This window comes from Pseudomonas sp. 14A (assembly GCF_018132745.1).
GTDB classification, from domain to species: Bacteria; Pseudomonadota; Gammaproteobacteria; order Pseudomonadales; family Pseudomonadaceae; genus Aquipseudomonas; species Aquipseudomonas mercuritolerans.
In genome coordinates this window covers 405,442-423,147 of the sequence record NZ_JAGRQJ010000018.1, presented here as the reverse complement: position 1 = coordinate 423,147, position 17,706 = coordinate 405,442, and the positions used below count along the sequence as shown (strand labels likewise).

General features: G+C 61.1%; 17 protein-coding genes and 2 pseudogenes. 12 read left to right on the top strand and 7 right to left on the bottom strand.

Going from position 1 to position 17,706, the window contains the following annotated elements:
- Positions 1–242: 242 nt before the first annotated feature.
- The 8 genes and pseudogenes from PS14A_RS26690 to PS14A_RS24495 form a co-directional block, all read left to right on the top strand.
- Positions 243–395 (top strand): annotated as a pseudogene (locus tag PS14A_RS26690) (sensor histidine kinase); the annotation flags it as partial.
- Complete coding sequence (locus tag PS14A_RS24520) at positions 392–1,138, top strand: LytTR family DNA-binding domain-containing protein (RefSeq protein ID WP_016772598.1); 747 nt, start codon at positions 392–394, stop codon at positions 1,136–1,138. The pseudogene PS14A_RS26690 and the gene PS14A_RS24520, both read left to right, overlap by 4 nt.
- Before the next feature lie 137 nt (positions 1,139–1,275).
- A complete protein-coding gene (gene hemC, locus PS14A_RS24515) occupies positions 1,276–2,217 on the top strand; it encodes a hydroxymethylbilane synthase (RefSeq protein ID WP_137214380.1) in 942 nt (313 codons plus the stop codon).
- Positions 2,214–2,960: pseudogene (locus PS14A_RS26685) on the top strand (uroporphyrinogen-III synthase); the annotation flags it as partial. The gene hemC and the pseudogene PS14A_RS26685, both read left to right, overlap by 4 nt.
- Before the next feature lie 36 nt (positions 2,961–2,996).
- Complete coding sequence (locus tag PS14A_RS26680; protein ID WP_349251729.1) at positions 2,997–4,139, top strand: uroporphyrinogen-III C-methyltransferase; 1,143 nt, start codon at positions 2,997–2,999, stop codon at positions 4,137–4,139.
- Positions 4,136–5,374 (top strand): heme biosynthesis protein HemY, encoded by a 1,239-nt coding sequence (locus tag PS14A_RS24505; protein WP_212617418.1) that lies wholly within the window; start codon positions 4,136–4,138, stop codon positions 5,372–5,374. The genes PS14A_RS26680 and PS14A_RS24505 overlap by 4 nt, the downstream gene beginning before the upstream one ends.
- 216 nt (positions 5,375–5,590) lie before the next feature.
- Complete coding sequence (locus PS14A_RS24500; protein WP_137214377.1) at positions 5,591–6,142, top strand: disulfide bond formation protein B; 552 nt, start codon at positions 5,591–5,593, stop codon at positions 6,140–6,142.
- 180 nt (positions 6,143–6,322) lie between these two features.
- Complete coding sequence (locus PS14A_RS24495; protein ID WP_016985889.1) at positions 6,323–6,781, top strand: Rsd/AlgQ family anti-sigma factor; 459 nt, start codon at positions 6,323–6,325, stop codon at positions 6,779–6,781.
- 58 nt (positions 6,782–6,839) lie between these two features.
- Here the strand turns inward: PS14A_RS24495 and PS14A_RS24490 are convergent, their stop codons facing one another.
- Positions 6,840–7,505, bottom strand: coding sequence for an FKBP-type peptidyl-prolyl cis-trans isomerase (locus PS14A_RS24490; RefSeq protein WP_016772603.1), 666 nt, complete (start codon positions 7,503–7,505; stop codon positions 6,840–6,842).
- Between the two features lie 192 nt (positions 7,506–7,697).
- Here PS14A_RS24490 and PS14A_RS24485 point away from each other — a divergent pair, with 192 nt between their 5' ends.
- Positions 7,698–8,891: an AlgP family protein gene (locus PS14A_RS24485; protein WP_212617417.1), complete on the top strand. Its 1,194-nt coding sequence runs from the start codon at positions 7,698–7,700 to the stop codon at positions 8,889–8,891.
- On the opposite strand, the gene PS14A_RS24480 is transcribed toward PS14A_RS24485, so the two are convergent.
- Positions 8,888–9,349, bottom strand: coding sequence for a TIGR02444 family protein (locus PS14A_RS24480; RefSeq protein ID WP_130910604.1), 462 nt, complete (start codon positions 9,347–9,349; stop codon positions 8,888–8,890). The genes PS14A_RS24485 and PS14A_RS24480 overlap by 4 nt on opposite strands.
- 50 nt (positions 9,350–9,399) lie before the next feature.
- On the opposite strand from PS14A_RS24480, the gene PS14A_RS24475 reads away from it, so the two are divergent.
- From PS14A_RS24475 to rhtB, 3 genes are all read left to right on the top strand, one after another.
- Positions 9,400–11,310 (top strand): ATP-binding cassette domain-containing protein, encoded by a 1,911-nt coding sequence (locus PS14A_RS24475; RefSeq protein WP_212617416.1) that lies wholly within the window; start codon positions 9,400–9,402, stop codon positions 11,308–11,310.
- Positions 11,310–11,891, top strand: a complete 582-nt coding sequence (locus PS14A_RS24470) for a mechanosensitive ion channel family protein (protein ID WP_024014760.1) — start codon at positions 11,310–11,312, stop codon at positions 11,889–11,891. The genes PS14A_RS24475 and PS14A_RS24470 overlap by 1 nt, the downstream gene beginning before the upstream one ends.
- 192 nt (positions 11,892–12,083) lie before the next feature.
- A complete protein-coding gene (gene rhtB / locus PS14A_RS24465; RefSeq protein WP_212617415.1) occupies positions 12,084–12,716 on the top strand; it encodes a homoserine/homoserine lactone efflux protein in 633 nt (210 codons plus the stop codon).
- A gap of 218 nt (positions 12,717–12,934) precedes the next feature.
- On the opposite strand, the gene PS14A_RS24460 is transcribed toward rhtB, so the two are convergent.
- From PS14A_RS24460 to PS14A_RS24440, 5 genes are all read right to left on the bottom strand, one after another.
- Entirely contained in the window at positions 12,935–13,681 is a 747-nt protein-coding gene (locus tag PS14A_RS24460) for a penicillin-binding protein activator LpoB (RefSeq protein ID WP_212617414.1), read from the bottom strand.
- A 3-nt stretch (positions 13,682–13,684) separates the two neighbouring features.
- A complete protein-coding gene (gene lpoB, locus PS14A_RS24455) occupies positions 13,685–14,272 on the bottom strand; it encodes a penicillin-binding protein activator LpoB (RefSeq protein WP_016772610.1) in 588 nt (195 codons plus the stop codon).
- A 36-nt stretch (positions 14,273–14,308) separates the two neighbouring features.
- A complete protein-coding gene (locus PS14A_RS24450; protein WP_016772611.1) occupies positions 14,309–14,680 on the bottom strand; it encodes a YcfL family protein in 372 nt (123 codons plus the stop codon).
- Between the two features lie 16 nt (positions 14,681–14,696).
- Positions 14,697–16,091 carry a hypothetical protein gene (locus PS14A_RS24445; protein ID WP_056791673.1) on the bottom strand — a complete coding sequence of 465 codons (1,395 nt, stop codon included), beginning with the start codon at positions 16,089–16,091 and terminating at the stop codon, positions 14,697–14,699.
- Between the two features lie 206 nt (positions 16,092–16,297).
- On the bottom strand, positions 16,298–17,701 hold the full coding sequence (locus PS14A_RS24440; protein WP_212617413.1) for a hypothetical protein: 1,404 nt from the start codon (positions 17,699–17,701) through the stop codon (positions 16,298–16,300).
- Positions 17,702–17,706 lie beyond the last annotated feature (5 nt).

The window sequence follows — 17,706 nt, the reverse complement described above, 5'->3', positions numbered from 1 at the left end:
ACACCGGTCGATACGTTTTTTCGCGGATGTGTCAGGCATGTCCGGCGCGGTCTGCAAGGAATTTACAAAAGGATATTTTTTGATTGAGCAATATCGTTCCGACGAACGTCTACAGTGGACATAAGGGTCGGTGCGATTGCGGATCATGCAAAGGTCTGGCCACCGACTATAAGAAGAGGGGGCGGGTGAGTTGTCCAACGGCCAACCACCGTGAGAAACGCAGGAAACAGTGGGCTCTGAGCGGTACGACCCGGACGCTGGCAAATATTGCTGGCCGACGTACGGCACTTTTTGGCGCTCGGGCTAGTCTTAGCGTGGATCGCGGTGACGCAGGTCACTACACCTGTCTACGCTATCCTTGTGCGAGACTCACGCAGGAATCCAGCGCAATATGAATGTCCTGATCGTTGATGACGAACCCCTGGCTCGCGAGCGCCTAAGCCGTATGGTGAGCGAGCTCGAGGGTTACACAGTCCTGGAGCCCAGTGCCACGAATGGCGAGGAGGCGTTAGCGCTGATCGACAGCCACAAGCCGGATATCGTGCTGCTCGATATCCGCATGCCGGGCCTCGATGGCCTGCAGGTTGCTGCCCGACTGTGCGAACGAGAGACGCCGCCGGCCGTGGTGTTTTGCACCAGTCCCGATGAATTTGCCGTGGAAGCCCTGCAGGCCAGCGCCGTGGGCTATGTGGTGAAACCTGTGCGAACCGAACACTTGAATGAAGCCCTGAAGCGGGCTGAACGTCCCAACCGGGCGCAACTCTCGGCCCTGACCCGTCCCGCTGCCGAAAGTGGCAACGGCCCACGCAGCCACATCAGCGCACGGACCCGTAAAGGCATCGAGCTGATTCCGCTGGATCAGGTGGTCTACTTCATCGCCGACCACAAATACGTGACCCTGCGTCACGAAGCCGGCGAGGTGCTGCTCGACGAACCCCTCAAAGCCCTTGAAGACGAATTCGGCGAACGCTTTGTGCGTATCCACCGCAATGCGCTGGTCGCCCGCGACCGCATCGAGCGATTGCAGCGCACACCGCTGGGACATTTCCAGTTGTTCCTCAAAGGCCTCAATGGCGACGCACTGATTGTCAGCCGTCGGCATGTTGCCGGTGTGCGCAAGATGATGCAGGGGCTTTGACCCAGTCCTCACCGGCCTTTTCGTGTTCTTTTATCCGGCATGGCAGGCCAGGGAGGCCGCGCCGGTTCTGATTCAGGTCAAAGTGAAATTGACTGAGCTGTTATTATCCGCCGTATCTATTCAGTACGGATTGTTCCATGTCCCCTCGCGAAATCCGCATCGCCACCCGTAAAAGTGCGCTGGCCCTCTGGCAGGCCGAATACGTTAAAGCCCGTCTGGAAGCGGCCCACCCGGGCCTGCTGGTGACGCTGGTGCCCATGGTCAGTCGCGGCGACAAGCTGCTCGACTCGCCACTGTCGAAGATCGGCGGCAAGGGCCTGTTCGTCAAGGAACTGGAAACCGCGCTGCTGGAAAATCAAGCCGATATCGCCGTGCATTCGATGAAAGACGTGCCGATGGACTTCCCGCAAGGCCTGGGTCTGTTCTGCATCTGTGAGCGTGAAGACCCGCGCGATGCTTTCGTCTCCAACACCTACGCCAGTCTTGAAGCGCTGCCTGCCGGGGCCATCGTCGGCACTTCGAGCCTGCGTCGGCAAACGCAATTGCTGGCGCGGCGTCCCGACCTGCAGATCCGTTTCCTGCGCGGCAACGTCAACACCCGTCTGGCCAAACTCGACGCCGGCGAGTACGACGCGATCATCCTCGCCGCCGCCGGTTTGATCCGCCTCGGTTTCGAGGATCGCATCACTTCGGCGATCAGTGTCGATGACAGCTTGCCGGCCGGTGGCCAGGGCGCGGTCGGCATAGAATGCCGCAGCGCCGACCACGAAATTCACGCCTTGCTCGCGCCTTTGCATCACGCCGATACCGCTTCGCGGGTGAACGCCGAACGCGCCCTCAACAAACACTTGAACGGCGGCTGCCAAGTGCCCATCGCCTGCTACGCGGTGCTCGAAGGCGAGCAACTGTGGTTGCGCGGCCTGGTCGGTGAGCCGAGCGGCGGCAGGCTGCTCAGTGCCGAAGCCCGCGCGCCGCGCGCGGACGCTGAGACCTTGGGCGTGCAGGTCGCTGAAGACCTGCTCAAGCAAGGCGCCGACGACATTCTCAAAGCGGTGTACGGCGAGGCGGGTCACGAGTGACGGCCTGGCGCCTGCTGCTGACGCGCCCGGCAGACGACTGCGCGGCGCTGGCCGAACAGTTGGCCGGGCACGGGATTTTCAGCAGTTGTCTGCCGCTTTTGGACATCGTTCCGCTGCCGCTCTCTGAGACTATTCGCCAGGCGATTTCGCGATTGCCCGCTTGCAGCGCGGTGATTGTGGTCAGCAAACCGGCGGCACGGATTGCGGTGGATCTGCTCAAGTCCGCAGGCACGGCGCCATTGAGCATGCCGTGGTTCAGCGTCGGCGCGGCGACCGCAGGCATTCTTCGCGAGCATGGTCTCGATGTCAGCTTCCCGGCTGATGGCGATGACAGTGAAGCCCTGCTGCAATTGCCGCGTCTGCGCGAGGCGGTGAGCCAGCCCGGTGCGCAGGTGATGATCCTGCGCGGCGAGGGTGGTCGTGAACTGCTCGCCGAGCGCCTGCGCGCGCTTGGTGCTAGTGTCGAGTATCTGGAGTTGTATCGCCGCGACCTGCCAGCCTACCCGCCAAACGAGCTGCCACGGCGGATCGAAGCGGAACGCTTGAACGGGCTGGTGGTCAGCAGTGGACAGGGTTTCGAGCACCTGCGGCAGATGGCCGGCGATGCCTGGCCGAAGATCGCGCACTTGCCGTTGTTTGTTCCAAGCCCGAGGGTCGCCGAGCTGGCACGTGCCGCCGGGGCTCAAACAGTTGTGGATTGCCGCGGCGCGAGTGCCGCGGCTTTGCTGACGGCGTTACGGGAATTTCCCGTGCCGTTTTCTAATGCAAAGGATGGATACGTGAGCGAAACAGCCTTGCCAAAAGATGACGTCCAGCCTGCGCTCGATGCCCAGGTTGAAACTCCACCACCGGCCAAAGAGCCGCGCCGAGGCAATGGACTGGCGATTGTCGCCTTGCTGCTCGGTGCTGCCGGTGTCGCCATCGGTGGCTGGGGTGTCTGGCAGGTGCGCCACCTGCAGAACAACACGCAGCAACAGTCGAGTCAGGTGCAGGCGTTGAACGATCAGGCGCAGAGTCTGAAGCTCAACGAACAGCGTCTGACCGAGCGTCTGGCGCAGTTGCCCGGTGCTGACGAGCTCGCCGAGCGCCAGCGTCTGGTCACGCAATTGCAGGGCGATCAGCAGCGCCTCAATCAACGTCTGGAAACCGTCCTCGGCGCCAGCCGCAAGGACTGGCGTTTGGCCGAGGCCGAACACTTGCTGCGTCTGGCCAGCCTGCGCCTTTCAGCGTTGCAGGACATCAGCAGTGCGCAGGCACTGGTGCAGGGCGCCGATGAAATTCTCCGTGAACAGAACGATCCGGGCTCCTTCGCCGCGCGCGAGCAAGTGGCGAAAACCCTGGTCGCCTTGCGCAGCACCGAACAGCCTGATCGCACCGGGCTGTTCCTGCGTCTCGGCGCGCTGCGCGATCAAGTCATCGACCTCACCGAGCTGGCGCCGGAGTACAAGGATCGCGGCGAGTCGCTGCTGGGCCTGACCAGCGATGGCGATGGCGCCAGTCGCTGGGCGCAGTGGTGGGACAAGGTTTCGCGCTATATCCGCATCGACTTCAATGCTGACAAGAACGTCAAACCGTTGCTGGCCGGACAGAGCCTGAGCCAGGTGCGCCTGGCCCTGAGCCTGGCGCTGGAGCAGGCGCAGTGGGCCGCGCTCAACGGTCAGGCGCCGGTATACACCCAGGCGTTGGCCGAGGCGCGCGATGTGCTCAAGGGCAATTTCAATCCGGACAACCCGCAAAGCAAAGTCATGCTGGAACAGGTCGCCGAGCTGAGCAAGGAACCGGTCACCGTCAAGACTCCGGATCTGACCGGCACCTTGAGTGCGGTGCAGGGATATCTGGAGCGACGTAACGTCAATGCCGAGGAATCGGTGAAACCGTTCGCCAAGCCTGCCGCCAATGCTGCGCAGGAGGCGACCCCATGAAGCGCCTCTATGTAATCGTGTTTCTGGTCATCGCCGCGACGGCAGCACTGGGCCTGGCGATTGCCGAGCATTCCGGTTACGTGCTGGTGGCGTACAAGAGCTTCCGCTACGAATCGAGCCTGTGGGCGACACTGGCGGTGATAGCGGTGCTGTGGCTGCTGTTCTGGGGCATCAAGGTGCTGGTCGAGCTGGTGATGACCTCCACCGGCGTGGTCAATCCGTGGTCGCGACGCAATCGCAGCCGCCGCGTGCAAGTGGCGATCGAACACGGACAACTGGATCTGGCTGAAGGTCGCTGGGCCAGCGCGCAACGGCATCTGACCCGCGCAGCGGAAGCCGAGCGTCAGCCGCTGCTGTATTACCTCGGCGCCGCCCGTGCGGCGAACGAGCAAGGCCAGTACGAAGAAAGTGATCGTTTGCTTGAACGCGCGCTGGAGCGTCAGCCGCAAGCCGAATTGGCAATCGCCCTCAGTCACGCACAGTTGCAGACCGATCGTGGCGACACCGACGGTGCGCTGGTGACCTTGCAGGCGATGCATGAACGGCATCCGCGCAGCGCGCAGACATTGCGTCAATTGCAACGTCTGCATCAGCAGCGTGGCGAATGGTCGGCGGTGATTCGTCTGTTGCCGGAACTGCGCAAAGACAAGGTTCTACCGCCGGCTGAACTGGCTGAACTCGAGCGTCGCGCCTGGGGTGAGAATCTGTCCCTGGCAGCGCAACGCGAAGAAGACGGTACCGTGGGTCTACAATCGCTCAAGCGGGCGTGGGAACAGCTGACTTCGGCGCAGCGTCAGGAAGCACCTTTGGTACTGGCCTATGCCGAGCAACTGCGCCAGTTGGGCGCTCAGGTCGAAGCCGAAGAAGTGCTGCGCACAGCGCTCAAGCGCAAGTACGACAGCCATCTGGCGCGGCTTTATGGTCTGGTTCGTGGCAGTGATCCTGCGCGTCAGTTGCAGATTGCCGAAGGCTGGCTCAAGGAGCATCCGGCCGATGCGAGCCTGTTGCTGACCCTGGGCCGTTTGTGTCTGCAAACCAGTCTGTGGGGCAAGGCCCGTGACTATCTGGAAAGCAGTCTGCGTGTGCAGCGCAATCCGGAGACCTGTGCGGAACTGGCCCGCCTGCTTGCTCAGCTTGGCGATACCGAGCGCAGCAACCAGTTGTTTCAGGAAGGTCTCGGGCTGCTGGATGAACGCTTGCTGGCGGCGCCTTTGCCGGTTGTGGCGAAGGTCTGAAGGGCGGGGGAGGATGCTCCCTCGCGAACTTCGATGACCGAAAATTCCCCTTCTTTGCGCTCAAGAGACAAAGTCCTACAGAGCGCTTCACCATTTCCTATCGAGCCTGTCGGGTTTTCCCTACACCTGTGGTGAACTGTCGGCAGGTCCTTGCCTTGAAAGGCTGACACGCTTTCCTCTACCGTAACCGTCTGTCTCTACTGTTACGGAAAAGCCATGTCGTTGGCCTGCTCACGCTCCTTGTTCTTCATGGCTTTCATTGCGGGGGCCTTTGCTCTGGGAGCTTCCTATTACCTCGAATACGCAGTCGGCCTGACGCCTTGCAGTCTGTGCCTGGTGCAGCGGTTGTTCCTCACCCTGCTGTGCATTGGCTGCGGCGTGGCGGCGGTGCATGGCCCCCGGCGCGGCGGATTATGGTGGTACTGGCTGTTTGCGCTGGGCGCCAGTCTGGGCGGAACCACCGCTGCGTGGCGGCAGGTTCTGATCCAGAGCGACTCCATGCTGCAACTGGTCAGATGCTCGCCAACCGTGGAGTCACTCTTCAGTGGTTTGCCGTGGATCTGCGCATTACAACGGATGTTCAACGGCGGCGCCGATTGTGCGGACATCTCTTGGACGCTGTTCGATTTGAGCATCCCTGAATGGAGTCTGCTGTTTTTTGTCGGCGTGTCGATTCTTGCTGTTTGTCAGTTGTTGCGTCTGATCTGGAGCGCTCTGCAACGACCGGTCAGCGACGAAGCGTCGCACCACATGCTGGTCAGGGATTAAACACTTGTATGAACTTTATCTCCTGCGTACCTTGAAGCCATAGGCGTGCGGGCATAATCTGGCCGGCACGTGTCATTGGATTTATGTTGCTCGATGACGCTCTGCCCGATCGTCCACCAGTCAAATCAGAACAGGGCGCGGGTGTAGAGCAGCATGACCCACAAGGGAAGAGAGATCGCCATGCTCGAAAGTTGTCAGAATGCTCAGGAACGTTGGGGTGGGGTTCATCTGCTGATCGACCGCTGGTTGCAGGAGCGTGAAGAGCTGATCGGCGCCTACGACAAGCTCGGTGCGCAGCCTGAGTCGCTGTCCGAGAGCCGCAAGCCTTTGCAGGAATTCTGCGGCGTGCTGGTCGATTACGTATCGGCGGGGCACTTCGAAATCTATGAACAGCTGACTGGCGAAGCCAAGGCGTTCAACGACAAGCGCGGTCTGGAGCTCGCCGAAACGATCTACCCGCGCATTGACGTCATTACCGAGAAGCTACTCGCGTTCAACGACCTGTGCGACGAAGGCAAATGCGTTGCGGAGAAATTCAAGGAATTGGGCGGCTTGTTGCACGAGCGTTTTGAACTTGAAGATTGCCTGATCGAAGTGCTGCACACGGCACACAAGGAAGAAGATCCGGTTCAGGCCTGATCCACGTCCTTCATGAAAAAACGGTGCGCCCGAAAGCGCACCGTTTTTTTATGCCTGATCAGCTCGTCGCGCCGCGCAATTCCACTTCAAAAACCAGTGGCGTGAATGGCGCAATCAGGTCGCCGGCACCGTCGGCGCCATAGGCCTGATCCGATGGAATCACCAGTCGCCACTTCGCCCCCACCGGCATGTTCTGCAGTGCGGTGCGCCAACCGGCGATTACGCTGTCGAGGTTGAACCATTGCGGCTGGGTGTTCTGATCGAACACGGTGCCGTCCGGCAGCTTGCCGACATACAGCACCTGCACTTTGCCGTCCGGGCCGGCCTTGGCGCCAGTGCCCGGAACCAGTTCAGTCAGAAGGATGCCATCGGCCAGTTCCTTCACTCCCGGTTTGGCTTTTTCCGCACTGAGAAAGCGTTGCTCGTTTTCCATCGCCGCGTCGCTCGATTGCCGTGATGCCTGCTCGGCATTGCGCGATTCGTGGTCGGCCAGAATCTGTTCGATACGCGCTTCACTCAGCGCCAGCGGCTTGCCCTGATACGCCTGTTGCAGACCTTCGATCAGCGCCTGGATCTGCAACTGCGGCACCTCTTGGCGCAGCCGTTCGCCGAGGCTGGCACCGAGGCTGTAAGCCAGATCATGAGCATCGTTCGCCGTGTTTTTTTCATCGGCATACGCCGTCGAAAAAAACACGCAGAGGGACAAAATAAAGTAGCGCGACATGGGCACTCTCCGACCTGGGATGCGGGGGATTATGCCAGTGCAAACGTCTGCATCGGTGAACTGCTTTTTCCCGCGCGCAGAACATTTCGGCTTCGGTGCAACGCAACGGTGCAGATACTGTCAACATGCCCTAGCGGCGGTATCAGCAGAGGTCTAGTATGAGCCGCACTCACGTCAGCCAGGAGGTAAACCATGTCGGCCACCAAGAAGCCTGTAAATACTCCGTTGCACTTACTCCAACAGTTGTCGGGCAGCCTGCTCGAGCATTTGGAAAACGCTTGCTCGCAAGCCTTGGCTGATGCTGAAAAACTGCTCGCCAAGCTGGAAAAACAGCGTGGCAAGGCGCAGGAAAAACTGCACAAATCGCGCACCAAATTGCAGGACGCCGCCACCGCCGGCAAAGCCAAGGCACAGAACAAGGCCAAGGCTGCCGTGAAAGAACTCGAAGACTTGCTCGACGCTTTGAAAGATCGTCAGTCCGAGACCCGCAGCTACATTCTGCAGCTCAAGCGCGATGCCCAGGAAAGCCTGAAACTGGCCCAAGGTGTTGGTCGCGTGCAGGAAGCAGTGGGCAAGGTTCTGTCGTCGCGTTCGGCCAAACCGGCAGCAGCACCAGCGAAGAAAGTCGCTGCCAAGCCTGCTGCAAGCAAAGCCCCGGCGAAGACCGCTGCGGCGAAACCTGCTGTTGCGAAAACCGCCGCCAAACCAGCGGCCAAGGCGCCAGTGAAAGCGGCTGCCAAACCAGCGGCAAAAACTGCAGCGAAGAAGCCGGCGGCGAGCGCGGCAAAACCGGCGGCTAAAACCACCGCAGCCAAACCTGCTGCAGCCAAGCCAGCAGTGAAAGCCACCCCTGCCAAAGCCGCGGCAAAACCGGCCGCGAGCAAAGCTGCACCGGCAAAAACCGCAGCCGCCAAACCTGCTGCCAAAGCAGCAGCGAAACCAGCAGCAAAACCTGCTGCCAAGACTGCCGCTGCGAAGCCTGCTGCCAAAGCTGCGGCCAAGCCGGCCGCCGCCAAACCTGCTGCGAAAGTGGCGGTAAAACCGGCTGCCAAACCAGCCGCAACATCGGCGGCAAAACCTGCGGCAAAAACCGCTGCGAAACCGGCCGCCAAGCCAGCTGCGAAACCCGCTGCTGCAAAGCCTGCGACCGCTGCTGCAAAACCGGCCGCCAAGCCAGCCGCAAAACCAGCGGTGAAAAAGCCTGCAGCTGCCAAGCCAGCCGCGACCAAACCGGCTGCCGCTCCAGCAGCCAAGCCTGCCACTGCCGCCACCCCGGCTGCTCCAGCTACGTCGGCACCGTCGTCCGCCACTCACTCGACCCCTTCGACTGCGCCAGCGCCAGCCGCCTCGTCGAATGTCAGCAGCACCCCGACCAGCGCTTCCTAAGTGCCGGTCGCCGCGACGCGCAGCACTTGCAGCGCGTCGCGGCTCAGGCTGGCGGCATTGCCGGCCAAGCCCTCAAGCCAGGTCACCGAACCTGCATCGTTGCGCGTCCACTCCTGCGCCACACCTTCCAGCCGTGACAGCAAGGTTCGCTCAGCTTCAAGCTCCAGTGACTTGATCTGCTCGCGCATGCCTGCCACCACCGCATCATCGACGGCCCGCGCTTTCCATTGCATGCGCAGGGTTCGCAGAGGCTGCACCACCTCGACATCCCACGGCGCGGTCAAGGCCCTGAGCAAGCGCACGCGCGGTTCATCGCAGGTCACCGCACGCTGCTCCAGCCATAAACCGCAAAGCAACAGGCAGACATTGGCGCCCGCCGTTTGCAATTGCAGGCAGGCATCTTCCACGCCCGGTCGGGCGTAGACATCAAGGGCAAAGCTCCACAGGTCAGAGGACATCGTGCTACTCGCGCCAGTTGTGAGCGAAGCTGGTAGACTCCGCCGCCATTATGATCCGACTTCAGAACCTGACTTTACAGCGTGGCCCGCAACGTCTGCTAGAAGACGCCGAGCTGACCCTGCACGCCGGCCACAAAGCCGGCCTCATCGGCGCCAACGGTGCCGGCAAATCCAGCCTGTTCGCCCTGCTGCGCGGCGAGTTGCACCCGGACTCGGGCGACTGCCTGCTGCCGGCCGACTGGCGTATCGCGCATATGCGCCAGGAGGTCGACACCCTCGAACGCCTGGCGGTCGATTATGTGCTCGATGGCGACCTGCGTCTGCGTGAGGTGCAACGCGAGCTTGCCGCCGCCGAGGAGGCCCACGACGGCACCGCACTGGCGCGCCTGCATGCCGAACTCGACAGCGCCGACGGTTATACCGCCGATGCGCGGGCGCGCAAGTTGCTCGCCGGACTCGGTTTCACCAATGAGCAGATGGATCGTCAAGTAGGCGATTTCTCCGGTGGCTGGCGGATGCGTCTGAATCTGGCGCAGGCACTGATGTGCCCGTCGGATCTGCTGCTGCTCGATGAACCGACCAACCACTTGGATCTCGACGCGATCATCTGGCTCGAAGAGTGGCTGAAGAGTTATCCGGGCACCTTGCTGCTGATTTCCCACGACCGGGATTTCCTCGACGAAGTGGTCGATCACGTCGCCCATGTCGATCAGCGCAAACTGACCCTGTACCGGGGCGGCTACACCGCGTTTGAGCGCGCCCGCGCCGAGCGTCTGGCCCAGCAGCAACAGGCCTACGAGAAGCAGCAGGCGCAGCGTGCGCACATGGAAAGCTACATCGCTCGCTTCAAGGCGCAAGCGACCAAGGCCCGCCAGGCGCAGAGCCGGATCAAGGCGCTGGAGCGCATGGAAGAATTGTCGGCGGCCCACGTCGATTCGCCGTTCGACTTCGTCTTCCGCGAGTCGACCAAGATCTCCAGTCCGCTGATCGACCTGTCCGATGCGCGCTTGGGTTATGGCGACAAGACCATCCTCGAGAAGGTCAAGCTGCAACTGACCCCGGGTGCGCGGATCGGCCTGCTCGGGCCGAACGGCGCGGGTAAATCGACGCTGATCAAGAACCTCGCCGGCGAGCTCGAACCGTTGGCCGGGCGCCTGACCCGTGGCGAAAACACCGTGGTCGGCTACTTCGCTCAGCATCAGCTCGACTCGCTGGACTCCAAGGCCAGCCCGTTGCTGCATTTGCAGCGTCTGGCGCCGGGTGAGCGCGAGCAGACCTTGCGTGACTTCCTCGGCGGCTTCGACTTCCGTGGCGCACGCATCGATGAGCCGGTGCTGAATTTCTCCGGTGGCGAGAAGGCCCGTCTGGCCCTCGCGCTGATCGCCTGGGAGCGGCCGAACCTGTTGCTGCTCGACGAACCGACCAACCACCTCGACCTGGAAATGCGCCTGGCGCTGACCATGGCCCTGCAGGAATTCAGCGGTGCGGTGCTGGTGGTCTCTCACGATCGGCACTTGCTCAAGAGCACCACCGACAACTTCTATCTGGTTGCTGACGGCAAGGTCGAAGAGTTCGATGGCGATCTCGAAGACTACGCGCGCTGGCTGGTGGAATACCGCCAGCGCAATACGCCGGTCAGCAACACGCCGGTCAACCCGGACAAAACCGACAAGAAAGCTCAGCGCCAAGCGGCGGCAGCGTTGCGTCAGCAACTGGCGCCGCACAAGCGCGAGGCCGACAAACTCGAAGCTGAACTGGGCAAGCTCCACGAGAAACTGGCCAAGGTCGATGCCAGCCTCGGTGACAGCGATATCTACGAGCCGGCGCGCAAGAATGAACTGCGTGATCTGTTGGCCGAACAGGCGAAATTGAAGGTTCGTGAAGCCGAGCTGGAAGAAGCCTGGATGGAAGCGCTGGAAACCCTGGAAAGCATGCAGGCGGAGCTGGAGGCGTTGTCCTGATGGAAGCCTTCAAGCTGCCCTTTGCGGCGGTGTGGGTCGAGCCGCTCTGGTTCACCGCGCAGATTCTGCTGATCCTGCTGGCCGGTTACCTGACCCAGCGTTTCGTCGCCAAAGGCCTGACTCGTCTGGGTGAGCGCTATCCGTTTCCACCGCAGTTGCTGATGCCGCTGCGCGGCGTGTTGCGCTGGCTGATCATGGGCAGCGCGCTGCTCTTCGTGCTCGAGCGCCTCGGTGTTTCGGCCACGGTGCTGTGGACGGCGCTGTCGGGATTTGTCGCGGTGGCGGCGGTGGCGTTCTTTGCGATGTGGAGTGTGCTGTCGAATTTGCTCTGCGCGATTCTGATCTTCACCGTCGGGCCGTTCCGCCTCGGCGACGTGGTCGAGCTGGTGGACACCACCGACAAGCCTGGCGTCAAAGGCCGGGTGATCGCGATCAATCTGCTCTACACCACGCTGGTCGAGGCCGAAGAACTCGGTACCGGCAGCGCCATGGTGCAGGTGCCGAACAGCCTGTTCTTCCAGCGTTCGGTGCGGCGTTGGCGCGGGACCGATGTGTTTCCTTCCAGCGGGTTTGAGAAGTAATTTCTACGTCGTCTGTTCCGACGCCTTCGCGAGCAGGCTCGCTCCCACATTGGAATGCGTTCCTCCTGTGGGAGCGAGCCTGCTCGCGAAGGGGCCCTCAGCTTCCCGCAATATTTAGCAAAAAACTGGTAGTCATCCACACGAAGCCGCATTAGCTTAGGCATTTGTCACAAGCATCGGCCGAGGTATGCGATGGAGCTTCAAACATGGCTGGCATTCTTTGCCGCCTGCTGGGTGATCAGCCTGTCCCCGGGCGCGGGCGCCATCGCGTCGATGTCCAGCGGTCTGCAATACGGATTCTGGCGCGGCTATTGGAACGCACTGGGCCTGCAGATCGGTCTGGCGGTGCAGATCGCGCTTGTCGGCGCGGGTGTTGGCGCTGTGCTCACTGCTTCGGCCACGGCATTCCATGCGATCAAATGGTTCGGTGTCGCCTATCTGGTTTACCTAGCGATCAAGCAATGGCGCGCGCTGCCCATGGACATGAGCGATGACGCCGCAGTGCGGCCGATCGGCAAGCCACTGGCCCTGGTGTTTCGCGGCTTTCTGGTGAACATCAGCAACCCCAAGGCGTTGGTGTTCATGCTCGCGGTGTTGCCGCAGTTCATCAATCCCCATGCGCCGCTGCTGATTCAGTATCTGGTGATCGGCGTGACCATGGTGTTCGTCGACCTGATTGTCATGGCCGGCTACACCGGACTGGCGTCGAAGGTGCTGCGCCTGTTGCGCACGCCCAAGCAGCAGAAACGCATGAACCGCACCTTTGCCGGGCTGTTCATCGGCGCGGCGGCATTCATGGCGACGTTGCGCAAAGCGGCGGGGTAAACCGCTCGGGCACAAAAAAGGCGACCTCAAGAGGTCGCCTTTTTCATGTCTACCGAGACATCGGGGCAAGCGAGCTTTTGTGGCGAGGGGATTTATCCCCTTTGGACTGCGCAGCAGTCCCAATCGTCTTGCATCAATAGCGAGGGCCGCTTCGCGACCCAACGGGGATAAATCCCCTCGCCACAGAGCCCTTCGCCACAAAAGTTGTCAGATCCGGCTCAGCGTAAAATCACCGGCGCCGTGTCACGCGGCAGATTGTTGCGCTGCGGCGCTTCACGCGGCTGCTCATAACCGTCACCACCACCGAGCTGCATGCTCAGTTGCCCGGCCACGTCTTCGCCCAAGGCCTTCGACACCTCACGCACCACCCGCGGACGGTTCAGCGAGATCTTGATGTCGCGATGGTTCACCAGTTTGGTGTCCTGCGCTTCGCCCATCGCCGTGAAGGCCGAGGTGATCTCGTAGGTCTTGGTGTTGATCAGACTGAAATCCGCCACCAGCGTCAGGCCCAGTACCGCCGAGTAGCTGTCGGTCTGCGCCAGCTCGTTGATGTCCTGGGTGAAGTCGATATCGGACACGGTGCCGAACAGCACGTAGTCGGCGCCTTTGAAGTTGCCGGCCTTGATGCGCCTGATCACGTCATACACATCGCCTTTGGATGAGGCGGTATAAGGCGTGCCCTGCACCAGCTGGAACATGCCGGTACGCAGGATTTCACCCTTGATGTCGCCGGTGAATTTGCGCAACTCGCCCTGTTCGATATAGCTGGTGGTCGCTTCGATCTCGTTGTAGCTCGAAGAACCGCTGGCGCTGTAGTAACTCTCGCGGTGATTGCTCTGCGCCGAAACGATGTGGATGTATTGCTCCACGCGCTCCTGATACGCCAGATCCGTCACCGCTACCTTCGGGGCCGCCTGCGCGCTGAACGCGCAAGCCAGGGCCATCATGCCAATCCATGTGCGCATCGATTAACGCTCCGTGGTTTTGCGGATCTCTTTTTCGTCCATCCACTCGGCCAGACCGCTTTCGACGTCGATCAACTGCAGGCTGAATTTGTAGAAGACGTCCTTGTAGTCGCTGCTGCGCTTGACGATCGAGCTGATCGAGCCTTCGATGCGGTACTTGGCGGCAACCATGTTGCCGGTCTTGGCCACGGTGCTTTTCTTGTACAGGCCGCTCTGGTTTTGCAGCTTGAGCTGGTCAACCTGGCTCTGCATCGCATTGTTGTCGCTGGCGAAGCGCGCAACACCGGTCTTCATCAACTGAGTCTTGATGCTGGTGGTGATTTCGCGGGTGTCGATGTACTCGCTGGTCTTGTTCTTCACATCGTAGACCTGAACCACCGGACGGCCCTGCAGGATACCGGACTGGGCCAGCGAGCGGGTCATCGACTCGGCGATCATTTGCAGGTCGGTCGAACCGAATTCGTTGGTCACGGTTTCAACCGCTTTGGTGTCGCCGTAGCTGATGTTCTTGCTGCCCAGGGTCGGCGAGGTGTTGGCGCAACCGGAGGCGAGCAGGGCGATGACGGCGATGCAGGAAAAGCGTGCAAACATGAGAAAGCTCTCTCAATCAGAAATAGGGTGGCGGGTTTACGGCGTCTTGATTTCCAGACGGAAATCCACGGCTTTCGGGGTCGGCGCGATGGCCTGAATGAAGCTGGTCTGGGCGCCGTACATCATCTGGCTTTTCCACACTTCTTCTTCGGCAACCGGGAAACCTTCGGCGCCAAGCCAGGCGAAGCGGTAGTAGAAAATCTTGTTGCTGTTGAGGGTGTTGCTCAACTGCACGTTGACGGTCATGAAGCCGTTTTCACGAGCCACGCGCATGGCGCCGACGACGATGTGTTTCTGCGGGCCCATGGCCACGACTTTGCTCGCGGCGCTGCCCGGCTCCGGCGGTGGCGGGGTGGCGCAGCCTGCCAGCAAGGCGAGGGCGGCGACGGCGATGATCTTCAAGCGCATTGCAAAGACTCCGTTCTTAAGGTTGTTTGAGGCTGGCGACGTTGGTCGCGGCAGCGCTCGGCATTACGTGAGCAGCGATGCCGCCAGCGAATACCTGGTTGCCTACGGCACGCAGGCTGATCACTTGGTAGCGCTGGTCGACGGTGACCTTGACCACCGAGCCGCCGACGGCGCTCGGCAGGGTAACCTGATGCTCACCTTTTTTCAGGCGCAGACGCACCACTTGGGTGTTGTCCGGCAGGGTGCGCCATGTACGGGTATCGGCACCTTCAAGCACCGCTGAAGAAATACCCACGGCGAGACCGGCCAGCGGGTTGGTTTCGTTGATCTGTTTCTGCGCCACACCTTTGGTGATCGCGCGCACGGTGGTGCGCACGATGATCCCCGGCATGTCATCGCGCAGGGCGCGGCGGGACATGGCGGTGGTGCTGTTCAGCGCGGTCAGGTCGACCTGCTTGCCGTCGACACCGATCTGCGCAAACGGCGCGGTGGAGGTGTCCGGTTTGATGATCGGGAACGACAGCGGAGTGATCACCACGTTGTTGGAAATCGGCAGCGGCAGCGGCACACGAATCGAGTCGCGGGCCGGGGCCAGACCGCTCTGCACGACGATGAGAATGTCGCTGTCATCGGATTTGGAAGGCTTGTCGAGATTGACCAGCGCCTGCTCGAGCAGCGGCGTGTTCGGGCGCAGTTCGGCAGCCTTGCGATAACCCGGCGCGGCCAGATCCTTCTCGCCCAAAGCTTCGTAAACGAAACCGGCCAGGTAATGGCTGAACGCACTCTGGTAGCTGTTCTTCAGGCCGACCACTTCCGGCGCGTCGAGGCTGGCCACCGGATAACCCTGCAGATCCTTGTACTGGGTCTTGATGCCTTCTTTTTCGGCCTGTTCTTCGCTCTTGAGGTATTCCTTGTCGCGCAGGTCAGCGATCACCGCTTCGCGTTCGTGGGTCTTTTTGATCGCCGTGCGGGCACCATCGAAATCGTTGACTGCCAACAGGTTCAGGGCCATCTGCGTGGTCAGCATGACTTTTTCGTAGTCATAGCCTTCGTAGCGACGCACCTTGTCGTTGACGATGAAGCTGCCGAACTGTGCCAGGTACTTGGCCGAGTCGAGCTTGACCGCGTCTTCCCACTGACCGACTACCTGGTCGGCACTGCCCCAGGCGTTCTGGCTGCCCGACAGATCGCCCTTGGCGCGCAGCAGTTCACCTTTCTCGAAGTAATAGAGCAGGTCTTTGTCGGTGCCGGTGTTGTTCTTTTCCAGCAGGGTCAGCGCCGCGTCGACGTTGCCGGAAGCCAGTTGCTGATTGGTCTGGGCCAGTTCGGAATCGTAGTTGCGAAACGCTGCGCAGCCGGACAGCAGCGTGACGGCGCTGAGCGCGAGCAGCATGGGAGCGCGGAATGCCATGGGTACTTCTTCCCTGAGTAACAAAACTTGCAGCCGCGTGTGCTGGTCGGGCTGGTGTGACCTATCGACGGCGGCGCTGGCCTCCTGCCAATTCCTCATGGGTGAGGAGCTTTTGATGCCGGCTCGCTGGGCGAGGGCGCGGCATTATAAGCGCGGGGTGATGGCGATGTAATGTCTTTTTAGTGGCCTAACGAAGGCTCGTGCCATCATTTGGTCAAGTTGTTCACGACGCGTTCGGCCGCTGTTTTGCCGGGCGCGAACGCGCTGCCATTGGCGAAAACTCGATCGCCGAGGGCGCGCAGGGTGATGACCTGGCGGTTCTGATCGATCCGGATAGTCAGCGGCGCGGCGTTATTGACGTGGGGCAGGGTGATCGCATGTTCACCTTTCTTCAGGCGCAGGCGCATTACCTGAGTCAGATTGGGCAGGGTGCGCCAGGTACGCGTATCGGCTTGTTCGAAACCATCCCAATGGGTCACGCACGATGCTTTGCTCGGGTCGCGTCGGTTGTCGGTGGCTTGCACATCGGCGGCCAGAAAGGCTCGGTAGGTGGTGCGCTGGATGATGCCGGGCATGTCATCGCGCAGCGTACGCAAGGACATGTCGGTGATGCTGTTGACCGGTATCAGTTTCTTCTGCCGTCCATCGATGCCGATCTGATTGAACGACGGCGTTGAAGTGTCGGGCACCATCACAGGGAACGAGATGTTGGCGACAATGACCTGACCGTCTGCCAGCTTCACCGGGTACGGCACACGCAGCGAACTGCGTGCGGGAGCGAGGCCGCTTTGCACGATGATCAGCACGTCGCTTTCGTCACTCTTGAGGCCGGGACTGTCGAGGTCACGCAATGCCTGCTGGAAGAACGGCAGATCCGGGCGTAATTCGATGGCTTGGCGATAGCCTGGCGCGGCGAGATTCTTTTCCCCGAGCGCTTCATATGTATAGCCCGCGAGGTAGTGACTGAACGCGCTTTGGTAGCCGTTCTTCAAGGCGATCACCGCCGGCGCGTCCAGCATGACTACCGGATAACCCTGCAAATCCTTGTAATGCACGCGCACACCCTGCTTTTTCGCTACCTCTTCGACGCGCTCATATTCGAGCTCGCGCTGCCGAGCGATCAGCGCTTCGCGCTCATGGGTTTTCTTGATGTCGGCGCGGGCGCCGTCGAAGTCGTTCACGGCCAGCTGGTTGAGGGCCATCTGCGTGGTCAGCATGACTTTTTCATAGTCATAGCCGTCGTAGCGGCGCAGCTTGTCATTGATGATGCTGCCCCAGTGATTACCCATGGCGGCCAAGAGTTTGTCGCCGGTGGTTTCAATGGTGTCCTGGCGTTCGACCACCATTTGCTCGGCACTGCGCCATGCCGCCTGACTCTGGGGCAGTTCGCCGCCCGCACTCAACACCGCACCTTTCTCGAAGTAATAGAGCAGATCCTTTTGCTCGTCCGGGTTATGTGTTTCAAGCAAAGCCAGTGAGCCGGCGACATTGCCTTGCTTCAATTGCTCGGTGGTCTGTTCCAGCTCCAGATCGTAATTGCGATAAGCCGCGCAACCCGCCAGTTGTGTAATGGTGGTCAGCAGCAGGGGAAGCAGCAGGCAGTGGCGCATTGAAA